The sequence below is a fragment of the Flavimaribacter sediminis genome (assembly GCF_019492055.1).
Classification (GTDB): domain Bacteria; phylum Pseudomonadota; class Alphaproteobacteria; order Rhizobiales; family Rhizobiaceae; genus Flavimaribacter; species Flavimaribacter sediminis.
This window is the reverse complement of record NZ_JAICBX010000006.1, coordinates 1-23,492: the sequence shown is the minus strand read 5'-3', so window position 1 is coordinate 23,492 and position 23,492 is coordinate 1. Positions and strand designations below refer to the sequence as shown.

Genomic DNA, 23,492 nt, shown 5'->3' with positions numbered 1-23,492 from the left:
TTGGTTTAACTCGCAGAGAGAAAGTGGGGTATAGCCAACAAGCTTGGCTGCTTATGAATTTCACCGACTGAATTGGCGCGAAAACGAAACTATACGACTATCAACTTTGACGTTTCGCGTTCCGGTAGATACTGTTTTCAGGGTTAAGTTGAAAAAAAATTGTTTGGGCAGTGGAAAAGGGGAATTCCATGTCTGATGTTCGGGGACAATATGAAGGATTGGGTGGCTGGCTGATCCTGGTTGGAATCGGTATCGTTGTCACGCCAATTCGTACGGCGGCAGAATTACTGCCCATATATGTACCTATCTTTACTGACGGAACTTTTCAGTATGTCACCACGCCAGGGACAGAGGCCTATCATCCACTTTGGGCTGTTATTATATTGAGTGAAGTCTGTATAAACGCACTACTGTTCTTAGGGGGTGTTTACCTGATATATTTATTCTTTCGAAAAAGAGAGTTCTTTCCAAGACTATTCATATATCTCGCAGTTTTTGGTTTCGTGTTCGTCTTTGTAGATGCGATGTCAATCAAGATTGTGCTTCCTAGTGAACCAATTTTCGATACCCCTACCATAACGGAGTTAGCAAAGTCTGGTGCTACTGTGTTCATATGGGTTCCGTACATGTTGGTATCTGAGAGGGTTAAAGCTACGTTCACCCGCTAACAAAAAATGACCCGCCAAGATGACGGGCCTCCAGATCCGCAACGGTTGCGGTTTTATCGGGCGCTGAGCCGCTTGAGGTCGGCTGTTAAAGCCAGAACGTGATCCGGATCGGGATTGTCAGTGCCCCAGCCCGAAAGTTCCCCTACACGAGCCTTGGCAGCAACCCCTTCCATGGTGCTGGCCGGCATCGCGAAAAGCCTGTCGGCGATCTCCTTGCATTTGTCCAAAGCTTCGGAAACCGCGCCATCCTTATCAGGGTCGTCGAGATCGTCGGCATTCACGAGCTCACGCCAATGAGCATCGGCCTCGATGAACTCCTGTTGGGCTTTGAGCAGTTCCGAATCGGGACTCCACTTGTCGCCACGAATACTATCAATGATGGTATGGCAATCTTCCATCTTGCTTTTAAGCGGCAGCATCACTGCTTGAACAGCGCCGGCTTCATAGTCTGACATGGCTTCACAAGTCATGAAAACCGCATCTGCCAATCTTTTGGCCTCGTTCAGCAAGTCGCATGCCTGAAGCAGCGTGCCGGGACTTCCGTCCGCTGTGGTAAAGTACACATTTGTCGATTGCATTGTCTTCTCCTCATTTGGAAATTTTCCAGCACAGGAGGATGCAATGCCGTTGCTTCGACGGATTCGTGATGTAGAAGGAAGTCGGTCACTGGCAGCGCTTCAACGCTGGTGGTGGCAAGTGCCTGGCGGGGACGGCAATCCCTGTCAGGTGCGTTCAGTATGCTTCAATTTCCGGTAGCTAACAACCCGTTTTTCCCGTCAACCATTGATCGGGTCATCGGTGTACGCGAAGAGTTGCCTTTGCGACTACGACAAATACCCGCTCACAAAGCCCTTTAAGCACTAGTTGTTCCTCATGTTCGATCAACGATAGTGCTTCAGAGCAACGTTCAGAAGCTTTTGGTTTTTCACATTCGAAGCGTATCAGGCCCATTTTCTTAAACCGAGCATTTGTAATTCCGTGGCCTTTTGCGAGCGTCTTCATGTCGTGATCTGCAGCAACAAGAATAGCGTCGCTTGCCGCTGCAGCGGCGCAAACTATAGGATCAGCAGCGCCCTTAGCTAGGCCGCTGTTGTTAAAGTAAGTAACATCATGGCCCGCCTTCTCGAATACTTTCCCGACCGAAACCGGAACCCCCTCATCCAGTAGCAGCTTCACGCAGCATTACGTCCTTCAAATTTTATAGCAGCTTCTACATCCGCTTTAGTAAGGCTCGGATATTCTTTTATGATTTGTTCGGGACTGTAACCAGCTTTGTGGAATTCAACAATGGTTGAAACGGGGATTCGAGTACCAGCTATGACTGCAGCGTTTCTACTTACATTCCGTTTCTTTTCGATTTGACCCATGTCGGATGGTTCTCTTTTGGACAGTTGGGCCACTGCTTCACGTGTATCCGACACTACTGTTCTAAGTGGAAGGCCAATAATATACTGTCCGCTAACTATTTCTCTGTATTTTTCGGTGCCAGGTTCAGCAAAAATAACCCGTCTATTTAGAACAAATAGCTCGGTTGCCGTCCATTTATCTTCGGATAGATAGCTTAGTTCTTGAGATACTTTGCGCAGGTGCTGTAGTGGCACATTGTATTGGTTGCGAAGTACATTCAGGATGCGAAGCTGTACTATATCTCGAAACGAATATATCCGGCTGAATGCTACGCGCCGGTTGTCGTCGCTCATTTCAGGACGATAAAAGTCAGTCCTGTCCCAATATCGAAGTTGTTGCTTCGATACCCCTGTCAGCCTTTCAACGTGTTCTTCGCTGAATGCTGATATTATGTTCGTCGAATCAGCCATAGCTGCGAGTTCCCTGATAATCCCTATGTTACGCCTTGTAGTAGAACGCGCAAGATGGCAAAGCGTCTGTGTGATATAGTGAAATCAATTACTTACCAAAGAATTTATGTCAGTGTTGGCGATAAGCAACACTCTCAACACTCTCATATCGATCAAACTTTGCTGCGAGGCATTATCCGCATGGCTGTCCATGCACCTCTTCGACTCACAGCAGCAATCCTACTCATTTGGCCTCCATCATCCGCTCGATTGTGTCCGCTTCGTTCTTCAGAAGCTCCTGGAGCGGCTTGAAGTTGACCAAATCATCCCTGGTCGGTAGTCGTGCCAATTCTATTCCTTCGGTAATGGCGGTTTTGGTCGCTGCAGAAGCAAAAGGCGGAGTCCACCCGAAATGCAGCGCCACATATCCACTCAGTTAATCAACGCTTTCAGCGCCGCTTTCTGTTGGCTCTGAGGCAGGCTACGAAGCCACGTCTGAGCTGTCTTGTAGTCAGCTTCCGGCATGGCGCTGGCTAGCGCTTCCATCCGCGCGATGATCTGCCCGAAATACCGTCTCGCACGTCCGCTGCCCTCTCAAGGAAATTACGGCGGAGCAAGCCTTGGAAGTTCGGCTTCTCAAAAAAGCATGTTCACGGATGGGGGAGACGAGGAATGAGATATTCCGCATCCGAGAAGATTGAAATCATCCGGCCGGTCGAACAATCGCATCTGTCCGCCAAACAGACGCTTGATAAACCCGGCATCCCGGAATCAACATTCTACACCTGGTATGACAGGCATCAGACTGGTGGGGGATGCCTCTGCGGCTCTAGCCGACTTGGCGCGCACTGGCTGGAAGATTTGCTTGCCTGCCTCGAATAGAGCCGTTCAATCGAAAATATCGGCGATGACGGCCTGTTCTGCGTCCTCCCATCGACGCACGACATGGCTTACCTTCTCAATTTCCTTGTCGCTGAGGTGGTGGGCGCCTTCTTCGTTGATGCGACACAGGCTAAACGGCTCACCGACACTGGCGGAGGTCATGTCGAGCGCCTTCAGCACGCGCAGGACCGCTGCGCAGCCGAATTGCAATGATCGCTCGGCGAGGTGAAAGTGGGACAGCAGGGAACCGGCCTGCTGGGCCATAGGCGCACCGCTGCCAATAGCATGGAAACCTATGTCGGCGTAGTGCCCGATCATTCCCGAAGGCGTGATTTCCAGGATCCATGGCTCCCCGTTTCGCCAACCGGCGGCCATAACATACGCCGAAGGGGTTCCGCCGCCTTCTTCGCCCGGCACGTCCGGGATGAACGTGTCGTAGTGATGCTCAAGTACAGGCAGCACCTGCGCCTGCAGCGCGCGACCAATGTCGGGCGCTTCCAAGATTGCAGCGCTGTTTTCGTTGAATTTCCGTTCTACATCCGCAAGCACCGATCTTGCGCCGCTTCCGCCCCATGCCGCAAGCTCGCCCAGGGGGTGAATCTTCTCCGCGGGATATGTCATGCCTCGCCCCTTGTCCGTGATCTGGGAGTCCGAGCCAAGCACGACTCCATCTCGGCACACGGTGGCAAGCACAACTGTCATGTAGCTATCCTCTCAAGTCGGATTTCCTGGGCATCCCTCGCGCCAAATGCCGGGCGGGACGCGAGGTGCTTAAGACAGTAAACCCTGATTCACTATGAATGGTTCCAACAGGGGAGACGTCAATTACGGCTGTCAGGGTGCGGTTCCGCGCCAATCTGTCAGAGCCGGGACGTGAGTTTCTGACATGGCCGGCCGTTGAAAAGGCAGGACGGCAATCGATGGCTGGAGTTACAAACCCAAGAATGCCGTCCCGAGCGCTATCACTGTGCTATTAGGTCGGTTACTGTCTTCATAGCGCCTGATCTATTCGTACCGGTCGTGGCGGCGCACCCAGTCCATGCCCCTGGCCTCGTTGCGGCCTTTAGGCGTGAGGTCAAGCATGGCGTAAGCGCCCATCATGACCTCGACGCCGCGGCCATAGGTGGAGTAGGTGCGATAGACGTCGCCGGCCCCGTCCTTGAAGAAGACGCTGACGCCTGGCATTTCCTCGCCCGCCATGGACCATTCGCCGAAATTGTAGTCGATGCGGTCGCTCGCGATTTCCTCCGGCGTGAAGCTGACCCGGTAATCATAGTTGAAGTCGCTTCCAAAGGACGAGACCCATTTGAACTTCCAGCCCATGCGCTTGCGATAAAGTTCGATTTCATCGAGCGGCGCGCGCGAGACGGCGATCATTGTGACGTCGTGGTGGGCGAGGTGCAGGTTCATACCGTCCGTATGGTCGGCCATGAAAGAGCAACTGGGACAGCCTTCCTTCCAACCCGGTCCCAGCATGAAATGCTGCACCAGAAGCTGCGACCGGCCATCGAAAAGATCCGGGAGCGAACGTTGTCCTTCCGGCGTATCGAAAAGGTACGCCTTGTCGACGCGCGCCCAAGGCAGGGCGAGCCGGTCTTGCGCGACCTTGTCGCGAAGGCGCGTCAGGTCCTTTTCGGCTTTCAACAGCTCCTTGCGGGCTGCGAGCCAGTCCGAATGTGAAACGATGGCGTGTTGCATGATTACTCTCCTTTGGTAGGTATCGTCGTTTTGTCGAGGCGTTGCGTACGGGTGAAGGCAAGTTTCAGCCACGGCGACAGGTGGAAAAGGCCCATAATGAGGTACATAAGGGCCATGGTGTTGACTGGCGAAAAGCTGGAGTCGCTCGCGCATATCGCCATTTCTTGCGCGTCAACCGCAGAAAGCCAGGCCATCATGGCGAAGGTCGGCGCTGCGGCCAACGCCAGCCAGTCCGCAAGGTTACGCGTCGGCCCGCTGTGTGACGATCTCTTCCGTGTAAATGCAAATAGTGTCATTTTCTCTGCTCCGTCCGTTCCCGGCTTTGCGGTCATTGCGGGATGAGCAAGGATGTAGGCCAACAGGCAGAGAAAGTGAGAGTTACAAGTATGACGGGATTTGCATGGACTCGCTGATCAACTCTGCGGGACGCGCGCTTTCTGTTGGCGATCCTCTAGCCGCGCTGAAACGGATAGCGTTGCGCGACGACGCTCCGGCGCTGGCTTTGCGCGGCGTCGCCATGGCGCAGCTCGGTGACCTGCCGCGCGCAAGGGAGCTGTTGCGCAGGGCCGCGCGCGCCTTCGGCAAAAATGAACAGATATCCCGTGCGCGTTGCATCGTCGCCGAGGCGGAGATTGCGTTCGTGTCGCGCGATCTCAACCAGTCGCTTCGTTTGCTCGGCCCTGCGCAAGCGACGCTGAAAAGGCTTGGCGATCGCGTCAACGCCGCCCACGCCGGCTATCTTGACGCGCGCCAGCATCTGCTGATCGGTCGCCTGGACGAGGCCGAACGGATGATCAGGGAGTTGGACGCCGACGCCTTGCCGCCGGCGTCACGCGTCGGCTTTGAACTGGTGGCCGCCGGCGTCGCAATCCGCCGCGTCAGGGCGTCCGACGCGCGAGCTTCGCTGGAAAGGGCGGCGCATTATGCAAGCGAGACGGCCATTCCGGCACTGGGCGTCGAGGTTGACCGCGCCATGCGCGCGTTCTCCGCTCCCGCGGGGAGACTGATCTCGAACCACGAAGAACGTGAGATCGGGCTCGCAGAGGTGGAAGCGCTGCTGGCGACAGATGCGCTCATCGTGGACGCCTGCCGCAATGTCATATCCCGGAGAGAGACACCTGTATCGCTTGCAACGCGACCAGTCCTGCTGGCGCTCGTTCGAGCGCTGGCGGAAGCGTGGCCGGAGGACGCTTCGCGGGAAACGCTGCTTGAACGCGCCTTTCGCGCGCGCCAATCCGACGATTCGCATCGCGCGAGACTGCGTGTGGAGATTGCGCGGTTGCGCAAGGAAATCGAGTTGCTGGCCGATGTGGTTGCGACCAAAGACGGGTTTATGCTGATCCCGCATGGCGCTGACAAGGTCGCAGTTCTTGCGCCGCCGGCCGATAGCGATCACGCAGAGGTGCTGGCGCTTCTTGCCGATGGGGAGGCCTGGTCGAGTTCGGCTCTGGCGCTGGCGCTCGGCGTCAGTTCGCGGACGGTTTTGCGCGCCCTCGATAAACTCGCCGAAACGGGCAGGGTCGAATCTTTCGGGCGAGGGCGCGCCTGCCGGTGGATGGCGCCGCAAGTACCGGGTTTCCCGACAAGTTTGTTACTCCCCGCATCAACCATCGCGGGTTAGGATGCGCCTATGAAACACTCACCTGCAGAAATCCTCAGAGAATATGGCCCGTTTCCGGGCGTCGCCAACGTGGCCGGAGTCACCTTTGACGGCGACCGGATATGGTTCGCCACCGGAAAAAAGCTGAACGCGCTCGATCCCGAAGGCGGCGAGATAACGCAGTCGCTCGACATCGCCGCCGACGCCGGCACAGCCTATGACGGAAAACACCTCTACCAGATCGCCGAAGCCGTGATCCGCAAGATCGATCCCGGTTCCGGCGAGGTGCTGGCAACGATCCCGGCGCCAGGCGAAGGAGGGGATTCCGGGCTCGCCTGGGCGGAAGGATTCTTGTGGGTCGGGCAGCATCGCGGACGCAAGATCCATCAGGTTGAACCCGATACCGGAAAGGTGGTCCGCACGATCGAATCCGATCGCTTTGTCACCGGCGTCACCTGGGTCGACGGCATGCTCTGGCATGGCACATGGGAAGGCACGGAAAGCGATATCCGGCGCATAGACCCGGCGACGGGAGATGTGCTTGAGCGACTGGAGATGCCCGACGGAGCCGGCGTTTCCGGGCTGGAATCCGACGGCGGCGACCGCTTTTTCTGCGGCGGCGGCGACAGCTGCTTATTACGGGAAGTTCGGCGGCCGACAGCGGAATCCTGAGCGGCTTGCCCGCCTTCCGGTATCCAGACAGATTTTGTTATCAATCAGAATTGTTCTTGTGCAGGGCTATTATGGCTTGACTCTCTTTGCCTCTTGCCTCGTGATCGGCTATCGATCACTTTGTGGTCGATGCTGGAGGAGCATCACTGGACTATCGAGCCCGGGCTACCGGGCGAAAGGGAGGATTACATGAAGAGAACACTCTTAACGGCGGCCGCTGTCTGCATGAGCGTCGTCGGCGCGCAGGCGCAGGACGTCACGCTTAGATTTGCTCACTGGCTGCCGCCGCAGCACGCTGTGCCGCAGACCGGCATGGCGCCATGGATGGAATCGATCACCGACGCTTCCGGCGGCTCCATCACTTTCGAGGTGTTTCCGGCTCAGCAGTTGGGCGCGGCGCCGGACCACTATGACATGACCCGCGACGGGATCGCCGATATCGGATACGTCAATCCCGGCTACAACGCCGGCCGTTTTCCGATTTTCGAACTCGTCGGCGTTCCGTTTCTGGCTAATGACGGCCTGAACGCCTCGAAGGCGATTCACGAGTGGTATCTCGACTACGCCGACAAGGAAATGAGCGACGTCTATTTTTGCCTGGTCAATCCGCACGAGCCGGGACGTTTCCACGGCAAGAACGAGATCAAGGTTCCGGCCGACGTGAAAGGCCTGAGCGTGCGCCCCGCCCACTCGACCATGGCCCGGTTCGTCAACTCTCTTGGCGGTTCATCGGTGCAGGTGCCGGCGCCGGAAGCCCGCGAAGCCATTGCCCGCGGCACGGCGGACGCCGTGACCTTTCCTTATGAGGCCATGAAGATCTTCAAGATCGGCGAGGAAACCAAGTTCCATAATGACATGCCGCTTTATCTGTCGGCCCAGGTCATCCTGTTCAACAAGGCGACCTATGACGGACTGAGCGCGGATCAGAAAAAGGTGATCGACGATCACTGCACGCCGGAATGGTCGAAGCAGTTCTCGGCCGGCTGGACGGAGTATGACACGAATGTTCGTCAGGAAATCATGAACGATCCGGAGCATACCGTCTACACGCCGACCGCCGAAGAGATCGCATTGTGGCGCGAGGCTGCTGTCCCGACTCTTGAGGCCTGGAAGGCGGACGTCAAGAATGCCGGTTATGATCCGGACGCGGTTCTGGAAGGCATGCGTTCGGCGCTTGAGGCCAACGGCACGCTCAACAAATAACGCAGACACTGAAGGAGAGGGGCGCGCTCCTCTCCTTTTTCAACGAGGAAACACGCCATGGCCTCTGATCGCCGGCGGTCGACGGATCGCGTGGCTTTGTGGATTGAACGCATCGCCGCCGTGATGCTGGGCGTTGTGACGCTGATCATCTTCGTATCGGCGATCGGGCGCTACCTGTTCACAGCGCCGCTTCCGGACGCTTTCGATCTTTCCAGGCTGACCCTGGCGGTAGCTATTATTTGGGGCTTCGCCTCCGTCGCCTATCGCGGCAGCCACATCAAGGTCGATCTGCTGGCCCATATGTTGCGCCCTGACTTGCGCCGCTGGCTCGACATCGTCGCCTGGACCGTGCTTTTCATCTTTACAGCCGCGCTTGTCTGGAAAATCGGCGGACGGGTTCTTTCGCAATTGACCGGCGGCGAGGTCACCATGGACCTGCGCATTCCGCACTGGCCGTTTCTGAGCGCTATCGTGCTTGGCCTTGTCGCGGCGCTGATCATGACATTGATCCGCATATGGCGCATCTGGCGCTATCACGAAGATCTGGAGGATTACGAGACCATTCCCGAGGAGGCTCCGCATGAGTGAGCGGGACCTGATCGCCGCCGGCGGCTTCGTTGCGCTGTTTGCGCTCATGCTGATCCGCGTACCGATCGGCGTTGCGATGGGCATCGTCGGCATCGGAGGTTTCGGCCTGGTCGTGGGCTGGACGCCTGCGCTCAATTTGCTCGCCACTTCGCCGATCCGGACGGTGACTGACTTCAACCTGACGCTCATTCCGTTCTTCATTTTGATGGGAGTGCTCGCGACGCGCTCCGGCATGAGCCGGGAACTCTTTCGCGCCGCCAACGCCACGCTCGGCTCTTTCAAGGGCGGACTTGGCATCGCGACGGTCGGCGCATGCGCCGGATTTTCTGCAATTTGCGGTTCATCCGTCGCAACGGCCGCGACAATGACCGATATCGCCTATCCGGAAATGAAACGCGCCGGATATCGCGACGAAGTGGCGACCGGCGTCATCGCCGCAGGCGGAACGCTGGGCATTCTCATTCCGCCTTCCGTCGTTCTGGCGGTCTACGGTTACATAACGGAACAGGATATCGGCACGCTGTTCATCGCCGGCATCGTACCGGGCATTCTGGCCGTGTTGATGTATATGGCGACGGTGCGGATCTGGTTCGGCGCGCGGCTGCCGGCGGACGCGCCCTTCAATCTGCGCGAGGCGATTGCGGCGCTGCGCGGCGTATGGGCGGTGGCGCTTTTGTTCGTGGCGGTGATCGTCACCATCTATTTCGGCATTGCCACGGCGACCGAAGCGGCCGCAGTCGGAGCTGTGCTGACGGCGCTGATCAGCTTCGCGCGGGGCAGGCTCAACGCCGCGGGACTGCTCGAGGGTCTTGTCGAAGCGCTCAGAACCTCGGTGGCGATCTACACCATCCTGATCGGGGCAATCCTGTTCGGCTACTTTCTTGCCGTGACCCAGGTGCCGCAAAACCTGACGCGCTTTCTTATTGACCTCGGACTTGGCGACTACGGAACCCTGCTCCTGATCATGGCGCTATTCGTGGTGCTCGGCTGTTTTCTGGACGCCATGGCCATGATCATTCTCATGGTGCCGATCGTCTTTCCCGTCATCCTGCAACTGGGCTTCGATCCGATCTGGTTTGGCGTGATCATCGTCATGACGGTGGAACTCGGTCTGATCACGCCGCCGATCGGCATGAACGTCTTCGTCATCAACACGATCGCGCGCGACGTGAAGCTAGGCAGCATCTTTCGCGGGGTCCTGCCATTCGTGGCGACCGACCTCATTCGGCTCCTGATCCTTATTCTGCTGCCCGGCCTGGTGCTGTTTTTGCCGAATTCGATGTAGGGCATCAGCAAGGTTCCTTCACGACGACATCGGCTACGGCGAGTTCCTGTGTCGTTTGAACAGTCACACCTTGAAACGCGAATGTGAAAACTTGTTGCGCGGGTCATTGCGGACAGTTCAGGAATAAATATATACCCGACCGAGTATGAAACGTTTCCTGCTCAAGAACGCCATCCGCGGTGAGCGGATCTGGGACAGCCTGAAGCCCAGCAGAAAGACCGATTCCGTCTATATTGATCCCTTTATCGGGTACGCATCGCCTGAAGGCCTTCATGTGCGGGGCAGGGTTCTGAACGGATCTCCCGTCGCCGACCTGCCGGCGGACAGTTCCAGGTGGAGCAACCTCCGCAACATGATCGCCCGGTTCATCACGCATGAAATTCCGGATATCGAGGTCGTGGTCGAGGGGCTATCGACGACCACGGACGAAGAGGGTTATTTCGCGATCGACGTGCCTGTCGGCGACGGCGAAAGAACGGCTGTGGAAGCAAGCCTGCCGGGTCATGAGGCAAGCGCCAGCCTTTCGGTCGTCATACCTCACGACAAGGCCAGATTCGGTATAATCTCTGACATAGACGACACGCTGATCCGGACGCAGGCCTGGTCGCTGAAGCGCAATATCTACAATACGCTGACCGGAAATGTCGCGAGCCGTCAGGTCTTTCCGGACTCCGTGGCGTTTCTCAAGGCTCTCCATGACGGCGTCAATCCGGTGTTCTACATCAGTTCGTCGCCCTGGAACCTGCATGCATTCCTGGTCGAAATCTTCAGACGCAACAACCTCATACATGGTCCGCTTTTTCTGCGGGACCTCGGAATTTCGGAAGACCGCTTCATCAAGGGTTCGCACGGCGAGCACAAGGGAAGCATGATCGACAAGGTGCTCGAAGCAAACCCGTCGCTTCGGTTCATTCTGATCGGCGATACGGGTCAGCACGATCCGGAGATCTATCATGCGGCGGTGGCGCGCCACCCGGATCGTTTTCTGGCCGCATGGTTTCGTGTCGCCGGGCGTGAAGTCGACGCGCGCGACCGCCAGTGGATCGAGAAGATCCGCGGCCTGGGCGTTGAAGCGCACGCCAGAGAGCGATTCGAAACCGGAATCCTGTCGGTATAGGCTGAGTCTGCGTCACTTACCGGCGGTGGCGGCGATCGCTTCGGCAGCCTTTTGCATCTTCGGAACGTATTGCCGCTCGATCTGCTCGACCGAAACGGCGTTGCGGGCGGTGACGATGTTGATGCAGCAGCGCAAGCTGCCATTGACGATGACCGGCACGCCGGCGCCCGCTTCGGCGTCAAAGAATTCCCCCGATTGCAGACCGTAACCCCTGCGGCGCGTCTCGTCGATGATCGCCCGCATTCTTTCCGGATTGGCGAGCAGATCCCGTGATTCCTGGGGATGCGGGTTTTCGAACTCCAGGATGCGTTCGCGCATTTCGTGCGAACAGAAGGCCAGCCAGGCGCGTCCCGTGGCCGAGATCGTGAACGGAAGCTGTGAGCCGGGACCCCGGTGCCTCACAATCGAGAAGTGGGCCTGCTTCGTGTTCGTATCGGCGATGACAAGACGGTCGTTCTGGCAGATCACGATGTCCGACGGCCATCCGAGATCGGCGCGCAATTCGTTGACGACCGGTTTTGCGATCGCAACGATTTCGTCAGTCGGATTGTAACCGCGGCTTAACGCAAGGGCGTGCAGGCCGACGGCGTAGGTCTTGTCGATGGGATCGTATGTGGCGAAACCCGCTGAGCAGAGGGTCTCGAGCATCCGAAGCGTCGTGGCTTTCGGAAGTTCAGCGCGCTTGTGTAACGCGGTGAGACCTGCAGGTCCGACATCGTTGAGGGCTTCCAGGACTTCCAGAACCTTCAATGACGCCGAGACGGCTTTGTAAACCGGGCTGCGCTGCCTGCTGCTTTTTTCCACTCTGAATCCCTTGCTGTTCTGCACTGATTGGTTCAACTGATGAACCAGACGATTCTCCCTAGCATCGCCTGTAACGCCAGGCAAAGGAAGATCAACAGATATGCGGTCTATTTGTATCCGATACCTTGACAGCAGCGCTGATGTGTCTGTTAATCTATTTTTGAACAGCGGGTTCACTAGATGAACCCTTATAGAGAGTAGAGTGAATGTCCAGCCAACAGGTGTCGCCTTCGGTTGCACGGGCAGCGCAATTTTCCTGTGAAAAGGATCCGGTTACCGGGTCCCGCGGCGTGGCGGTCACCAACCATCCGCTGGCCTCGGCGGCGGCGATCGAAATCATGGCGAGAGGCGGCAACGCCGCCGACGCCACGGTTGCGGCCTTGTTCGCGCTGACCGTGGTCGAACCCATGATGGTGGGCTTTTTCGGCGGCGGATGTGCGGTTGTCCGCACAGCGGACGGTCGTGAAGCGGTGATCGACGGCCTGTGCACGGCGCCAATGGGCTGTACACCTGACACCTACACGCCGGTATCCGATGACTGGCCGGATTATATGGAAACAGCGAACCGCGAAAACAGGGTGGGTATTCGCTCCATCGCGGTTCCGGGCAATCTTCGCGCCTGGTGCGAGATGCTGGATGAATTCGGAACGCTGAAACTGCAGGACGTCGTCGAACCCGCTGTGCGACTGGCGGAAAACGGTTTCCTCGTAACGCCCTATCTTGCAAGCTGTATCGCCGAGCACACCGCCGATCTGTCGCGGGATCCGGCAATTGCCGCCATATTTCTTCCCGCAGGCCAGCCGCTGGCTGCAGGCGACAAGCTCGTCCAGCGCGACTACGCCCAAACCCTCCGGCTGATCGCCCGGGAAGGACCTGAGACGCTGTACAATGGAGCGCTTGGCCGGCAAATCGCCGAATACATGACCGCCAATGGCGGCTTCGTGACTGCGGATGATCTTGCCGGATACACAACCGAGTGGCGCACGCCGGTCCATGGGAATTATCGCGGCTACGATCTGATCGGCCCGCCGCCGCCCTGTTCCGGCGGAGTTCATGTCATCCAGATGCTGAACCTGATGGAGCGCTACGATATTGCCGGCAGCGGCTTCGGAGCGCCCGAAACGCTGCACCTCGTGCTGGAAGCGCTGAAGATCGCCGCATCCGACCGGCGGGCGGCGACGGCCGATCCTGCCTTCGTCAACGTGCCGGTCGCGCGACTTGTATCGAAGACCTACGCCGATCGTCGGCGCGCGGAAATCAGCATGGATTGCGCGAGTGATTACAAGGCGCAGGTTTTGTTGAACGAGTCGGACAATACGACCCACGTCACGATCGCCGACGGCGAAGGGAATGTCGTGACGTCCACACAAACGATCAACAGCCTGTTCGGCGCACGACTGGTTTTCCCCGGAACGGGGATCATTCCGAACAACTACATGTATCTGTTCGATCCGCATCCGGGCAACGCTTTATCACTGGAGCCCGGCAAGCGGATCACCAGCGGTATATCCGCATTTATCGGCATGAAGGAGGGCGATCTGGCTTTCGCCCTCGGTCTGCCGGGCGCGCATCGCATTCCCGCCTGCGTGTTTCAGGCAATCATGAATATCATCGACCATGACATGAGCCTGCAGGAAGCCGTGGAGGCGCCACGGGTTTTCACCCAGGGCCAGGAAGCGGAAGTTGAATTCGGATTCCCGCCTGATGTTCACGAGGCGCTTGCAAAACTCGGACACACGGTGCGCGGGGTTGCTCATGTTGGCGGCGGGATGGCGGCGATCGGTTTCGATGGCGCTCACATGGAGGGCGCCGCCTGCTGGCGAGCGGACGGCGCCCCCATGGCGATCGGCGGAGGGCTGGCGCGCGAGGGCGTCACCTTCTGGCCCGACCCAACGAAGGCGCACAAGGAACAATAAAGTTCGGCGGACCCGGGACCATGGATTTCGGGCGCAAACGGGGAACTGGAAAATGAACAAGGAGAACATGCAATGAGCAGGAAGAGCTTTATCGCAGCGACTGCGTTAACGGCAGTTTTGCTGGGCGCGACGCCATCGATGGCGGACAACATGATTACAGTGAGCACGGGACAGATTTTCCGCACGCTCGATCCGGCAAAGATGTCCGACCAGAACGACTACGCCGCCGTTGTCAATCTGTATGACGCGTTGCTGACGGTGGTGGAGGGCGGCGCGCTGGCGCCCGAGCTCGCTGAAAGCTGGGAGGTCTCGGACGACGCGAAGGAAGTCGTGTTCAAGATTCGTGACGACGCTGTCTTCACCGACGGATCCCCGGTTGAGGCAAGCGACGTCGTCTACTCCATCGAACGACTGCAGCGCATCAACCAGGGGCCGGCGAACCTCTTCAAGGGCGTTCTGGACGAAGGCGCAGTGACGGCCGTCGACCCGAAGACCGTCAAGTTCACCCTGTCCAAGACCTTCTCGCCATTCCTTGCGACGGTCCCCTCGATCTTCATTCTCAACGCCGACATCGTGAAGGAGAATGCAGGCGACGATGACGGCCAGACCTGGCTGTCGACCAACGTCGCGGGCTCCGGCGCCTACCTGGTGAAGGATTATGACCGCGGCACCGGTCTGACGATCGTGCGCAACAAGGATTACTTCGCAGGCTTCAACGACAAGCCAATAGACGAAGTCCGATGGATCGTCGTGAACGACGAGGCGACCGTCCGATCGCTCGCCGCATCCGGTGAACTGACCGTGAGCGGAGCATTCCAGGCGCCGGACACCTACAAGGCGCTGGAAGACATGGGCCGCTTCTATATCGACAAGTTCAGTACCGCGACGGTGTTTCTGTTGAAGCTCAACACGAAGATCGCGCCGACCGACGATATCCACATTCGCAAGGCGATCGCTCTGGCCACCGACTACGACACGATTCGCGAGGTGATCTATCCGGGCGGATTGCTGTCTACGCCCTTGCCGTCCGCCTTTGCGGATTTCCATGCGGACGACATCCCGGCGCCTGCTTTCGACATGGAAGCAGCGAAGGCGGAAATCGAAAAGTCGAAATACGCCGGGCAGGAAATTCCGATCACGCTCGGTTATGTCGCCGGCACGAAGTTCGAGGAGGAGATCAGCCTGCTGATGCAGTCAAATCTCGAGCAGCTCGGCTTCAAGGTCACGCAGCAGGCGGATCCCTGGAACCGGATCACCGAGATTGCGACGAAGGAGGAGACGACGCCGGCCGTAAACCAGATCTTCTTCGGCCCGGTCTATCCCTCTCCGGATTCGATATTCTTCTCGCAGTATCACTCGGATTCAGCCGGCACGTGGGCGTCGATGGAATGGCTGCTGGACCCTGAAGTCGACGCGATGATCAACGAGGCGCGCGGAACGGCGGACGTCGACAAGCAGGCGGAAATCTACCGGTCGCTGCAGCACAAGCTGGTGGACATGCAGCCGGACGTTTTCCTGCTGACCCTCGATGCGCAGCTTGCGATCGACAAGTGCCTGACAGGTTACAAATATGTGCCCATGCAGTCGGTGCCGTACGACTTTACGCGCTGGAGCTGGAACTGCGAGTAAAGCGGTCAGTCCGCTGACGTGTTAGTGTGACGGGCAATGATGGTTTGTTTCGTTTGAAACCGTTGCCCGTCGCCTTCAGCCGGCGCTGTCGAAGGAGCCCCTTTCTTGGAATTCCTGTTCTTCCTGGTCCGGCGAATTCTCTGGTCGCTGCTGGTGCTTGTCGGCCTGTCGATGGTGATCTTCACCATCGCGCGCGGGGTGCCCGGCGATCCGGCTCGGCTCGCGCTGGGTCCGCGCGCAAGCCAGGAACAGGTGCAGGCGCTGCAGGACAAGCTTGGGCTGAACAAGCCGATGGTTGAGCAGTACGGCCTTTTCGTCGCCGGTCTGGCGCGCGGCGATCTCGGCTATTCGCTGCTGACGGAACGGCCGGTCAACCACGATATTCGAGACACCTTCGCCGCCACCTTCGAACTGGTGCTCTTCACGATCACGCTCGCCTTCCTGTTCGGCATGCCGATGGGCGTGGCGGCCGCCTACTGGAAGGATCGATGGCCGGACAACGTGGTGCGGCTGGTGGCGCTTTTTTCCGCCGTTGCGCCGGCTTTCTTTCTCGCCTTGCTGCTTCAGATCCTCGCAGGCTATGTCCTGCATGTGTTGCCGACCACGGGGCGGCTGCCGCACGGAATGGATTTTACGGCGAGCATTACCGGCCTGTTGACCATCGATTCCCTGCTACTCGGACGTCCCGACGTCTTCGTGCAGGCGGTAAGGCATTTGTTGCTGCCGTCGCTTGCGCTGTCCTCCGCCACGCTCGGGCAGATCGCCTTGACAACGCGATCGTCGATGATCGACGTCTCCAGCCAGGACTATATTGAAGCGAGTCGCGCTTTCGGAGTTCCGGAACGGGTGCAGATCTTCAAGTACATGCTGCGGCCGAGCTTCGTTCCTCCCATGACCATTCTCGGTCTCGCCTTCGCGTCTCTGATCGGCTCCGCCTTTGTCGTGGAGCTGGTCTTCTCCTGGCCGGGCATGGCCGCCTACGGCGTCCGCGCCATCATGCAGAAGGATCTCAACGCCGTCATGGGCGTGGTGATGGTTTCGGGCGTCTTCTTCGTTGCGGTCAATCTGGCGATCGATGTCATGCTCGGCGTGGTCGATCCGCGCGTTCGTGTCAGGGGAGCGCGCTGATGACGGACGCGACATCAGTTTCCCAACCGCGCCGGCTCTCCAACGCCGATCAGAACTGGTATCGCTTCACGCGCAATCCGACGGCGCTGATCGGTGCCGGCATCGTGATTTTGTGCATTCTCGCAGCGATCTTCGCACCGTTCATCACGCCTTATCCGGAGCATGTTGGAGCAGTGGTGGATTTTCGTTCCCGTCACCTTCCGCCGTCTGCGGATTACTGGTTCGGAACTGACAATGTCGGACGCGATATTTTCTCCCGCACGATATTCGGCATGCGCATATCGCTGCTTCTGGCGGTGGTAGTGCTAGGCATCGCGGTTCCTGTCGGAACTATTCTCGGTCTGGTCGCTGGCTATTTCGGCGGCTGGGTCGATATCATCATCATGCGCATAACCGACATCGCTCTCGCCATTCCGGCGCTGGTGATGGCGCTCGCCGTGGCGGCCGTCCTGTCTCCCGACCTCATCAACGCGATGCTGGCCATTGCCGGCCTTTGGTGGACATGGCACGCGCGGCTTATCTACGCGATCACACGGCAACTGCGCAGTCAGGAGTTTGTTGAGGCGGCCGAGACGCTCGGCGCCGGCAAGATGCACATTCTGTTTCGCGAGATCCTGCCCAATTGCGTTTCAGCGCTTGCCGTCAAGACATCTCTGGATTGCGGCTTCGTTATCATCGTCGGCGCGTCCTTGTCGTTCCTCGGCCTTGGCATACAGCCGCCGACGCCCGATCTCGGGACTATGGTCGCGTCCGGATCCGACTTCCTGCCGGATTACTGGTGGGAATCCGTGCTACCGGGTTGCGCCATCCTGTTCGTGGCTCTCGGCTTCATTCTGCTCGGCGACGGTCTGCGCGACCTCTTCGACGTGGAGGAGATCCGATGAGCGAAGCCTTGCTCAGCGTCCGTGATCTCTGTGTCGATTTCACCACCTATGGCCGACCGCTCAGTGTGCTGAAAAACGTGTCTCTCGATGTCGCCGCCCAATCGCAAGTCGCGCTTGTCGGCGAAACCGGCTCGGGCAAGACGGTGACCACCAAGGCGATTATGGGAATTCTTCGCCAACCGCCTGCGACTATTACAGCAGGCCGTATCCTCTACGACGGACGCGATCTCCTGACAATGCCGAAAAAGGAACGGCTGGCGCTGCGGGGCACCGCGATGGCCATGGTCTTCCAGGACCCGGTGCGCTCCCTCAACCCGGTATTCTCGATCGGCGATCAGATGCGAACGATCCTGAAATACGCGGATCGCCGCCTTGGTCGACGGCGCACGCGCACGCAGCGCATGGATCGGGTGCTCGAAGTCCTGGGACAGGTCCGCATGCGCGAGCCAGAGCGGGTCGCGCGCTCCTATCCGGTGATGCTGTCGGGAGGCATGTGCCAAAGGGTGCTGATCGCCATGTCGCTGCTGAGCGAACCACGGTTGCTGATCGCCGACGAACCGGGCACCGCGCTCGACGTGACCACGCAGGCGCAGATCCTCAAGCTCCTGAAAAAGCTGGTTCAGGAGCAGCATCTGGCGTTGCTGATGATAACCCACAATCTCGGCGTGGTGCGCGAGACGTCGAACTATGTTTACGTGATGCACAAGGGCAAGGTGGTCGAGCAGGGGCGGACAGCCGAACTCTTCGCTGAACCCAAGGAAGACTATACAAGGCAGTTGATCGCGGCGGTGCCGCGTCTGACTGGCGGGATGACGTTCGGAACGTCGGAGGCGGCGCGATGAGCGGTCCCATGCTCCGGATAGAAAACCTGACCAAGACGTTTCCCGTGCGCAACGCTTTCGGCCGGATTTCGGGCGAAGTGACAGCGGTCGACAACGTGTCGTTCAGCATCGAACCTGGCCGGGTCTACGGTCTGGCGGGAGAAAGCGGTTCGGGCAAGTCGACCATCGCTCGCATGATCATGGGGCTGACCCGCCCCACCGCCGGAAATATATATCTCGATGGCCTGAACATTACCGACGCCGGCAGCGGCCGCTCAAGGCGCGGCAAGGTCCAGATGGTGTTTCAGAACCCCGGATCTTCGCTGAACGCACGCCGCACCATTGGACAGTCCATTTCGGTGCCGCTGGATGCACACGGTCATCCGCGCCACGACCGGGCGCGGCGGATCGACGAACTTCTTGAAATGGTGCAGCTGCCGGCTGAGTTCGCCGAACGCTATCCGCACGAGCTTTCAGGCGGGCAAAAACAGCGCGTCGCGATTGCACGTGCGCTTGCCATGCCCCCGAAACTTCTTGTGCTCGACGAGCCGACATCCGCGCTGGACGTATCCGTGCAGGCGAAGGTTATCGATCTCCTCGTGGATCTTGGACGGCGGCTCGACCTGACATTTCTTTTCATTTCCCACGATTTGAGCCTCATGCGCAATTTCGCTCAGGACGTAGGTGTGCTTTATCTAGGCCGGATCGTGGAAGCGGGGGCGACCGCCGATGTGTTTGAAAAACCCAGTCACGACTACACAAAACTTTTGCTTGCATCAGTTCCCGTGATGTCGGCCGAAGAGGAGGCGATGCGTCCGGCGCTGCCGCTGGTTGACGGGGAAGTCCTCACCTCGGACAGGTTGCCGGTGGGGAGCAATACAAGCTTCGAAAGGTTGGAACAATGAAATTTATCGAGACACGGGAAGAATTGAGGACGGTGTATCGCGAAGCAAAAGGCGGCGCTGTGCTCAAGGAACTGAAAAAGCTTGAACAGCACGCAAAGGGTTTCCTTTCTCGTTGTCCGTTCGTGGTGATCGGCTCACAGGACGCGGTAGGCAACGCCGACGCGACGCCGAAAGGCGACAAGCCGGGTTTCGTCAAAGTTCTGGACGACACCACTATAGCCATTCCGGACCGGCCGGGAAACAATCGTCTAGACACCTGGGAAAACATCATTCAAAACCCGGCCGTCGGGCTGCTTTTCCTCATTCCCGGGATGAATGAAACGCTGCGAATCAACGGTATCGCCCGGCTTACCACGGATGATGACTTGCGCCAGGAGTTCGCGGTGGACGGCCGTCCGGCGCTGGCGGTCATGGTTGTCGAGATCAAGGCCGTCTACATGCACTGCGCCAAGGCGTTCATGCGTTCGCAGCTCTGGCAGCCCGAGACCTGGCCGAACCGGACCGAACTGCCGACGCTTGGGCAGATCATGCGCGACCAGCTTGCGCTTGCCCAGAGCGGCGAGGAACTGGACGCCAATCTGGCGGATGGCTACGCGAAATCCATGTGGTGACTTCACGATGATGTATTGTCTGAAGGAATCCGATTTGCAGCCTCTCTCGATCGGCGCAGCCCTGCTTGGCACCGGCGGAGGCGGCAATCCCTATATCGGGATGCTGCGCGCCCGGGAGATGATCCGCGGCGGCGCCAAAGTGGAAATCGCGTCGCTCGACGAACTGCCGGACGATGCATGGGTCGGGCGTGTGGGCAGCATCGGCGCGCCGGTGGTGGGGATCGAAAAGCTGTCCGAAGGCGGCGAATGCTTCAGGGCTCTTCGCGCTATCGAGGAAGCGGCCGGCGTAAGGATGTCAGCGCTGATCGCGGCGGAAATCGGCGGCGCAAACGCCATGGCTCCCATCATCACGGCGGCCAAGGCCGGTCTGCCGGTGATTGACGGCGACGGGATGGGCAGGGCCTTTCCCGAAGTGCAGATGACAACGTTCTCCATCTACGGACCGCAGGCGTCGCTGACTGCGCTTGCGGACGACAAGGGAAACGTGGTGCTCTTGAGGGAACTGCAGGATTCCCGATGGCTGGAGCGTTTCGCGCGAACGGTCGCCGTGGATATGGGCGGCGGAGCGGGCGCCGCAGGAGCGCCGCTTTCCATGGAGGTCGTTCGCATAACGGCCGTGCCGGATACGGTGACTCTTGCCCTGAAGATCGGAGAAACGGTGCTCGACGCGCGTCAAAAACGGCTGAATGTGATCGAGCGTGTCGTCGACTTGACGGCCGGCCGGATATTCTTCACGGGCAAAATTACCGATGTCAGACGCGAGTTGACTGGCGGGTTCGCCCGCGGACACGCCCTGCTGTCCGGGTTCGATCAATGGTCGGGATCGGAAGCGCGAATCGCGATTCAGAACGAAAACCTGGTGCTCTGGATCGATGGAGAACCGGCGATCATGGTGCCTGACCTCATCATGAATCTCGAGATCGATACGGGGGAGCCGATCACAACGGAGATGCTGCGCTTCGGTCAGCGGGTTGCTGTTATCGGCATGCCGGCCCACCCGCTGATGAAATCCGACAGGGCCCTTGAAGTGGTCGGCCCGCAGGCGTTCGGATACCCGGAATTGACATTTACTCCGCTAGCGGCTTGAAGGTTCGTCGCCGGCTGGAGATTTTGAATGAAAAAACTGTTGGATGGGATTTGCATCCTCGAAATAACGACAATCGTGATGGGTCCTCTGGCGGGACAAATTCTGGCCGATCTCGGCGCTGAAGTCATCAAGCTCGAACCTCTCGACGGCGATCTCGCGCGCTATTCCGGCACTGTTGGCCCGAGCGGCATGGGCGCGCTGTTCGCCAACAACAATCGCAACAAGAAGAGCATAGCAGTCGATCTGCGCAAACCGGAAGGCCAGGCGGTTCTGAAGCGACTTATGAAGCGCTCGGACGTGCTGCTGCACAATATGCGTCCGAAAGCCGCCGACCGTCTCGGCCTTTCCCTGAATGCGGCGCGCGCGGCGAATGAGAAGATCATTCACTGCGCGGCGGTCGGCTTCGGAAGCGACGGTCCTTACGCCGGCAGGGCGGCCTATGACGACGTGATCCAGGCTGTGTCCGGCGTCGCAGCCCTTCCTCTGGAAATGGGCCGGGAGCCGCAATACGCGCCGACGATCATGGCCGACAAGGTCGCGGCGCTACATGTCGTATATTCCATTCTGGCGGCCTTGATGCACCGCGAGCGCTCCGGCGAAGCCTGCGCCGTGGAAGTGCCGATGTTCGAAGCGATCACCGCTTTTCTGCTCAACGAGCATCTCGACGGCGCCAGTTTCAATGAAGACGCCAGGCCCGGCTACGTCCGGCTTCTCAATCCCAACCGCAGACCCTACAAAACCGCCGATGGATGGCTTGCCGTCATGCCGTACAGCGGCGCGCATTGGGAAAAGACACTCGCCGACATCGGAGAAGAGGCGGTGATGAAGGAGACGTGGTTTGCGACGGCTGCAGGCCGCAACGCCAATTCGGAAACGTTGTACGGAGTGCTTGTAAAGGCGTTGCCAAGCCGAACGACGGCCGAATGGGTCGACACTTTCTCGAGGCTCGATATTCCGCACGCCGTCGTCAATACGATGCAGGACCTGATGCACGACGAGCACCTGCAGGCCGTGGATTTCTTCCGACCGACAGACGGTCTCGAGGGTCGATTGCGATCAGTTCCGCAGCCGGTGAAATTCATGGATGTCGAAGAGACTCCGGACGGGCCGCCGCCGGAACTTGGCGTTCATGCCGATGCGATACTCGCGGATCTCGGTTACTCGGACGAGGAGATCGCGGAACTGCGCAAGGCAGGCGTGCTCTCGCGATAAATCAAGCTGGTCATGGGGCGTGTGTCCTCTCGGCCGGAATATCTTTGAATGTAAATTGCACGTAATAATTGCAGGCTGTGATAGGGTGACGCCAATCTGCGATGGAGGCGTGACAATGGCCCATGACAATCTCGACTTTTTGCGAGGATCCTTTACGCCGCTTGTTGTTCCCTTCAGGAACGGCGAAGTCGACTATGAGGATTACGCCAGGCTCTGCGAATGGCAGATCGAGAACGGCGCAAATGGTCTTTTGACGAACGCCACCATCGGCGAGCCCACGACACTGACTACGGAGGAAAGGTGTCGGTTGGCGAGCGTCGCCGTCGAAGTATCCGACGGCCGGGTTCCGGTATGCGTTGGGACCGCCTCGGAATCGCATGCCCAGACCGTCGAGATGATCCGATGATACAATGATCTTCAGCCCGACGTTATTGTCATCGTGACGCCGTTCTACTGCAAGCCGCCGGAGCGGGCGATGGTGGACTATTTCCTTGATGTGATGGCGCGCACGGAGCTGCCTGTCATGATCTATCACATTCCGGGTCGCGCTGGCGTACGGCTCACTGTCGATACGATCGCGGCGATCAGGGACCATGCGCCGAACTTCGCCGGATTGAAAAACACCGATGAATCGACGGGTCTGGTGACAGCGATCTTCAACCGCTTTCCTGACATGAAAATCTTCTCGGGGATGGAACCGCCGACGCTGGCGATGCTGGCGCTGGGCGTATCCGGCGCGATGATTTCCGTCGCGAACGTCATTTCCCGCAACGAACATCATCTGCCGATGGCGCCGTTGACGCCCGAACTAGAGAAACGCCTTGACGGCGTTCTGGAACGCGCGGGCTTGCTCTCGTATTAGAGCACGTCAGGTTTTGATTGAAGCGTAGCCTGCATTTTTGAGATAGTTTTCAAATTCGCCGGGTGCGATTGTCTCGATGAGACTTCCCACATGACGCCATGTCTCTTCGATGGTGCGTTTCTGA

General features: G+C 58.6%; 23 protein-coding genes and 3 pseudogenes. 18 read left to right on the top strand and 8 right to left on the bottom strand.

Features of this window, described 5'->3' with window-relative positions; genetic code table 11:
- The first annotated feature begins 188 nt into the window (after nt 1-188).
- On the top strand, nt 189-668 hold the full coding sequence (locus K1W69_RS24260) for a DUF2569 domain-containing protein (RefSeq protein ID WP_220231066.1): 480 nt from the start codon (nt 189-191) through the stop codon (nt 666-668).
- Between the two features lie 53 nt (nt 669-721).
- Here the strand turns inward: K1W69_RS24260 and K1W69_RS24255 are convergent, their stop codons facing one another.
- From K1W69_RS24255 to K1W69_RS24245, 3 genes are all read right to left on the bottom strand, one after another.
- Nucleotides 722-1,246 (bottom strand): hypothetical protein, encoded by a 525-nt coding sequence (locus K1W69_RS24255; RefSeq protein ID WP_220231065.1) that lies wholly within the window; start codon nt 1,244-1,246, stop codon nt 722-724.
- Nucleotides 1,247-1,460: 214 nt separating this feature from the next.
- Complete coding sequence (locus K1W69_RS24250; RefSeq protein WP_220231064.1) at nt 1,461-1,844, bottom strand: DUF5615 family PIN-like protein; 384 nt, start codon at nt 1,842-1,844, stop codon at nt 1,461-1,463.
- Complete coding sequence (locus tag K1W69_RS24245; protein ID WP_220231063.1) at nt 1,841-2,485, bottom strand: DUF433 domain-containing protein; 645 nt, start codon at nt 2,483-2,485, stop codon at nt 1,841-1,843. The genes K1W69_RS24250 and K1W69_RS24245 overlap by 4 nt, the downstream gene beginning before the upstream one ends.
- 572 nt (nt 2,486-3,057) lie before the next feature.
- On the opposite strand from K1W69_RS24245, the pseudogene K1W69_RS27210 reads away from it, so the two are divergent.
- Nucleotides 3,058-3,277 (top strand): annotated as a pseudogene (locus K1W69_RS27210) (transposase); the annotation flags it as partial.
- 75 nt (nt 3,278-3,352) lie between these two features.
- On the opposite strand, the gene K1W69_RS24235 reads toward K1W69_RS27210, so the two are convergent.
- The 3 genes from K1W69_RS24235 to K1W69_RS24225 all read right to left on the bottom strand — a co-directional run bounded on the left by K1W69_RS24235 (nt 3,353) and on the right by K1W69_RS24225 (nt 5,340).
- On the bottom strand, nt 3,353-4,048 hold the full coding sequence (locus K1W69_RS24235) for an Ntn hydrolase family protein (RefSeq protein WP_220231061.1): 696 nt from the start codon (nt 4,046-4,048) through the stop codon (nt 3,353-3,355).
- Between the two features lie 303 nt (nt 4,049-4,351).
- On the bottom strand, nt 4,352-5,044 hold the full coding sequence (locus K1W69_RS24230; protein ID WP_220231060.1) for a DUF899 domain-containing protein: 693 nt from the start codon (nt 5,042-5,044) through the stop codon (nt 4,352-4,354).
- Between the two features lie 2 nt (nt 5,045-5,046).
- Nucleotides 5,047-5,340 carry a hypothetical protein gene (locus K1W69_RS24225; RefSeq protein WP_220231059.1) on the bottom strand — a complete coding sequence of 98 codons (294 nt, stop codon included), beginning with the start codon at nt 5,338-5,340 and terminating at the stop codon, nt 5,047-5,049.
- Nucleotides 5,341-5,444: 104 nt separating this feature from the next.
- Here K1W69_RS24225 and K1W69_RS24220 point away from each other — a divergent pair, with 104 nt between their 5' ends.
- The 6 genes from K1W69_RS24220 to K1W69_RS24195 all read left to right on the top strand — a co-directional run bounded on the left by K1W69_RS24220 (nt 5,445) and on the right by K1W69_RS24195 (nt 11,509).
- Nucleotides 5,445-6,665, top strand: coding sequence for an HTH domain-containing protein (locus K1W69_RS24220; protein ID WP_220231058.1), 1,221 nt, complete (start codon nt 5,445-5,447; stop codon nt 6,663-6,665).
- Between the two features lie 9 nt (nt 6,666-6,674).
- A complete protein-coding gene (locus tag K1W69_RS24215) occupies nt 6,675-7,316 on the top strand; it encodes a Vgb family protein (protein ID WP_220231057.1) in 642 nt (213 codons plus the stop codon).
- Nucleotides 7,317-7,505: 189 nt separating this feature from the next.
- Nucleotides 7,506-8,519, top strand: coding sequence for a TRAP transporter substrate-binding protein (locus K1W69_RS24210; protein ID WP_220231056.1), 1,014 nt, complete (start codon nt 7,506-7,508; stop codon nt 8,517-8,519).
- A 57-nt stretch (nt 8,520-8,576) separates the two neighbouring features.
- Nucleotides 8,577-9,107 carry a TRAP transporter small permease gene (locus K1W69_RS24205; protein WP_220231055.1) on the top strand — a complete coding sequence of 177 codons (531 nt, stop codon included), beginning with the start codon at nt 8,577-8,579 and terminating at the stop codon, nt 9,105-9,107.
- On the top strand, nt 9,100-10,392 hold the full coding sequence (locus tag K1W69_RS24200; protein WP_220231054.1) for a TRAP transporter large permease: 1,293 nt from the start codon (nt 9,100-9,102) through the stop codon (nt 10,390-10,392). The genes K1W69_RS24205 and K1W69_RS24200 overlap by 8 nt, the downstream gene beginning before the upstream one ends.
- A gap of 145 nt (nt 10,393-10,537) precedes the next feature.
- A complete protein-coding gene (locus K1W69_RS24195) occupies nt 10,538-11,509 on the top strand; it encodes a phosphatase domain-containing protein (RefSeq protein ID WP_220231053.1) in 972 nt (323 codons plus the stop codon).
- 12 nt (nt 11,510-11,521) lie between these two features.
- Here K1W69_RS24195 and K1W69_RS24190 read toward each other — a convergent pair whose 3' ends face one another.
- Complete coding sequence (locus tag K1W69_RS24190) at nt 11,522-12,313, bottom strand: IclR family transcriptional regulator domain-containing protein (protein ID WP_220231052.1); 792 nt, start codon at nt 12,311-12,313, stop codon at nt 11,522-11,524.
- Nucleotides 12,314-12,519: 206 nt separating this feature from the next.
- Between K1W69_RS24190 and ggt the strand changes: the two genes are divergently transcribed.
- The 10 genes and pseudogenes from ggt to K1W69_RS27200 all read left to right on the top strand — a co-directional run bounded on the left by ggt (nt 12,520) and on the right by K1W69_RS27200 (nt 23,368).
- The gene (gene ggt, locus K1W69_RS24185) at nt 12,520-14,229 is read left to right on the top strand and encodes a gamma-glutamyltransferase (RefSeq protein WP_220231051.1); all 1,710 of its coding nucleotides are present in this window, start codon (nt 12,520-12,522) and stop codon (nt 14,227-14,229) included.
- Between the two features lie 72 nt (nt 14,230-14,301).
- The gene (locus K1W69_RS24180; RefSeq protein WP_220231050.1) at nt 14,302-15,858 is read left to right on the top strand and encodes an ABC transporter substrate-binding protein; all 1,557 of its coding nucleotides are present in this window, start codon (nt 14,302-14,304) and stop codon (nt 15,856-15,858) included.
- A gap of 105 nt (nt 15,859-15,963) precedes the next feature.
- Entirely contained in the window at nt 15,964-16,986 is a 1,023-nt protein-coding gene (locus tag K1W69_RS24175; RefSeq protein ID WP_220231049.1) for an ABC transporter permease, read from the top strand.
- Nucleotides 16,986-17,870 carry an ABC transporter permease gene (locus tag K1W69_RS24170; RefSeq protein WP_258571342.1) on the top strand — a complete coding sequence of 295 codons (885 nt, stop codon included), beginning with the start codon at nt 16,986-16,988 and terminating at the stop codon, nt 17,868-17,870. Before K1W69_RS24175 ends, K1W69_RS24170 begins: the two co-directional genes overlap by 1 nt.
- A complete protein-coding gene (locus K1W69_RS27350) occupies nt 17,867-18,712 on the top strand; it encodes an ABC transporter ATP-binding protein (protein WP_220231048.1) in 846 nt (281 codons plus the stop codon). The genes K1W69_RS24170 and K1W69_RS27350 overlap by 4 nt, the downstream gene beginning before the upstream one ends.
- Nucleotides 18,709-19,596: an ATP-binding cassette domain-containing protein gene (locus K1W69_RS27345; protein WP_220231047.1), complete on the top strand. Its 888-nt coding sequence runs from the start codon at nt 18,709-18,711 to the stop codon at nt 19,594-19,596. Before K1W69_RS27350 ends, K1W69_RS27345 begins: the two co-directional genes overlap by 4 nt.
- A complete protein-coding gene (locus K1W69_RS24155) occupies nt 19,593-20,207 on the top strand; it encodes a pyridoxamine 5'-phosphate oxidase family protein (RefSeq protein ID WP_220231046.1) in 615 nt (204 codons plus the stop codon). Before K1W69_RS27345 ends, K1W69_RS24155 begins: the two co-directional genes overlap by 4 nt.
- Before the next feature lie 7 nt (nt 20,208-20,214).
- The gene (locus tag K1W69_RS24150; RefSeq protein WP_258571341.1) at nt 20,215-21,294 is read left to right on the top strand and encodes an S-methyl thiohydantoin desulfurase family protein; all 1,080 of its coding nucleotides are present in this window, start codon (nt 20,215-20,217) and stop codon (nt 21,292-21,294) included.
- A gap of 27 nt (nt 21,295-21,321) precedes the next feature.
- Complete coding sequence (locus tag K1W69_RS24145; protein ID WP_220231044.1) at nt 21,322-22,506, top strand: CaiB/BaiF CoA transferase family protein; 1,185 nt, start codon at nt 21,322-21,324, stop codon at nt 22,504-22,506.
- Nucleotides 22,424-23,368, top strand: a pseudogene (locus K1W69_RS27200) (dihydrodipicolinate synthase family protein). The gene K1W69_RS24145 and the pseudogene K1W69_RS27200 overlap by 83 nt, the downstream one beginning before the upstream one ends.
- A 6-nt stretch (nt 23,369-23,374) precedes the next feature.
- On the opposite strand, the pseudogene K1W69_RS27195 reads toward K1W69_RS27200, so the two are convergent.
- Nucleotides 23,375-23,492 (bottom strand): annotated as a pseudogene (locus K1W69_RS27195) (IS630 family transposase); the annotation flags it as partial.

Excerpts from the sequence above, each read along its gene's own strand:
- K1W69_RS24180 (WP_220231050.1), top strand. The coding sequence starts at position 14,302 with ATGAGCAGGAAGAGCTTTATCGCAGCGACTGCGTTAACGGCAGTTTTG.
- K1W69_RS27345 (WP_220231047.1), top strand. The coding sequence starts at position 18,709 with ATGAGCGGTCCCATGCTCCGGATAGAAAACCTGACCAAGACGTTTCCC.
- K1W69_RS24215 (WP_220231057.1), top strand. The coding sequence starts at position 6,675 with ATGAAACACTCACCTGCAGAAATCCTCAGAGAATATGGCCCGTTTCCG.
- K1W69_RS24235 (WP_220231061.1), bottom strand. The coding sequence starts at position 4,048 with ATGACAGTTGTGCTTGCCACCGTGTGCCGAGATGGAGTCGTGCTTGGC.
- K1W69_RS24150 (WP_258571341.1), top strand. The coding sequence starts at position 20,215 with ATGATGTATTGTCTGAAGGAATCCGATTTGCAGCCTCTCTCGATCGGC.
- K1W69_RS24145 (WP_220231044.1), top strand. The coding sequence starts at position 21,322 with ATGAAAAAACTGTTGGATGGGATTTGCATCCTCGAAATAACGACAATC.
- ggt (WP_220231051.1), top strand. The coding sequence starts at position 12,520 with ATGTCCAGCCAACAGGTGTCGCCTTCGGTTGCACGGGCAGCGCAATTT.
- K1W69_RS24170 (WP_258571342.1), top strand. The coding sequence starts at position 16,986 with ATGACGGACGCGACATCAGTTTCCCAACCGCGCCGGCTCTCCAACGCC.
- K1W69_RS24245 (WP_220231063.1), bottom strand. The coding sequence starts at position 2,485 with ATGGCTGATTCGACGAACATAATATCAGCATTCAGCGAAGAACACGTT.
- K1W69_RS24230 (WP_220231060.1), bottom strand. The coding sequence starts at position 5,044 with ATGCAACACGCCATCGTTTCACATTCGGACTGGCTCGCAGCCCGCAAG.
- K1W69_RS24255 (WP_220231065.1), bottom strand. The coding sequence starts at position 1,246 with ATGCAATCGACAAATGTGTACTTTACCACAGCGGACGGAAGTCCCGGC.
- K1W69_RS24205 (WP_220231055.1), top strand. The coding sequence starts at position 8,577 with ATGGCCTCTGATCGCCGGCGGTCGACGGATCGCGTGGCTTTGTGGATT.
- K1W69_RS24210 (WP_220231056.1), top strand. The coding sequence starts at position 7,506 with ATGAAGAGAACACTCTTAACGGCGGCCGCTGTCTGCATGAGCGTCGTC.
- K1W69_RS27350 (WP_220231048.1), top strand. The coding sequence starts at position 17,867 with ATGAGCGAAGCCTTGCTCAGCGTCCGTGATCTCTGTGTCGATTTCACC.
- K1W69_RS24195 (WP_220231053.1), top strand. The coding sequence starts at position 10,538 with ATGAAACGTTTCCTGCTCAAGAACGCCATCCGCGGTGAGCGGATCTGG.
- K1W69_RS24155 (WP_220231046.1), top strand. The coding sequence starts at position 19,593 with ATGAAATTTATCGAGACACGGGAAGAATTGAGGACGGTGTATCGCGAA.
- K1W69_RS24200 (WP_220231054.1), top strand. The coding sequence starts at position 9,100 with ATGAGTGAGCGGGACCTGATCGCCGCCGGCGGCTTCGTTGCGCTGTTT.
- K1W69_RS24260 (WP_220231066.1), top strand. The coding sequence starts at position 189 with ATGTCTGATGTTCGGGGACAATATGAAGGATTGGGTGGCTGGCTGATC.
- K1W69_RS24225 (WP_220231059.1), bottom strand. The coding sequence starts at position 5,340 with ATGACACTATTTGCATTTACACGGAAGAGATCGTCACACAGCGGGCCG.
- K1W69_RS24220 (WP_220231058.1), top strand. The coding sequence starts at position 5,445 with ATGGACTCGCTGATCAACTCTGCGGGACGCGCGCTTTCTGTTGGCGAT.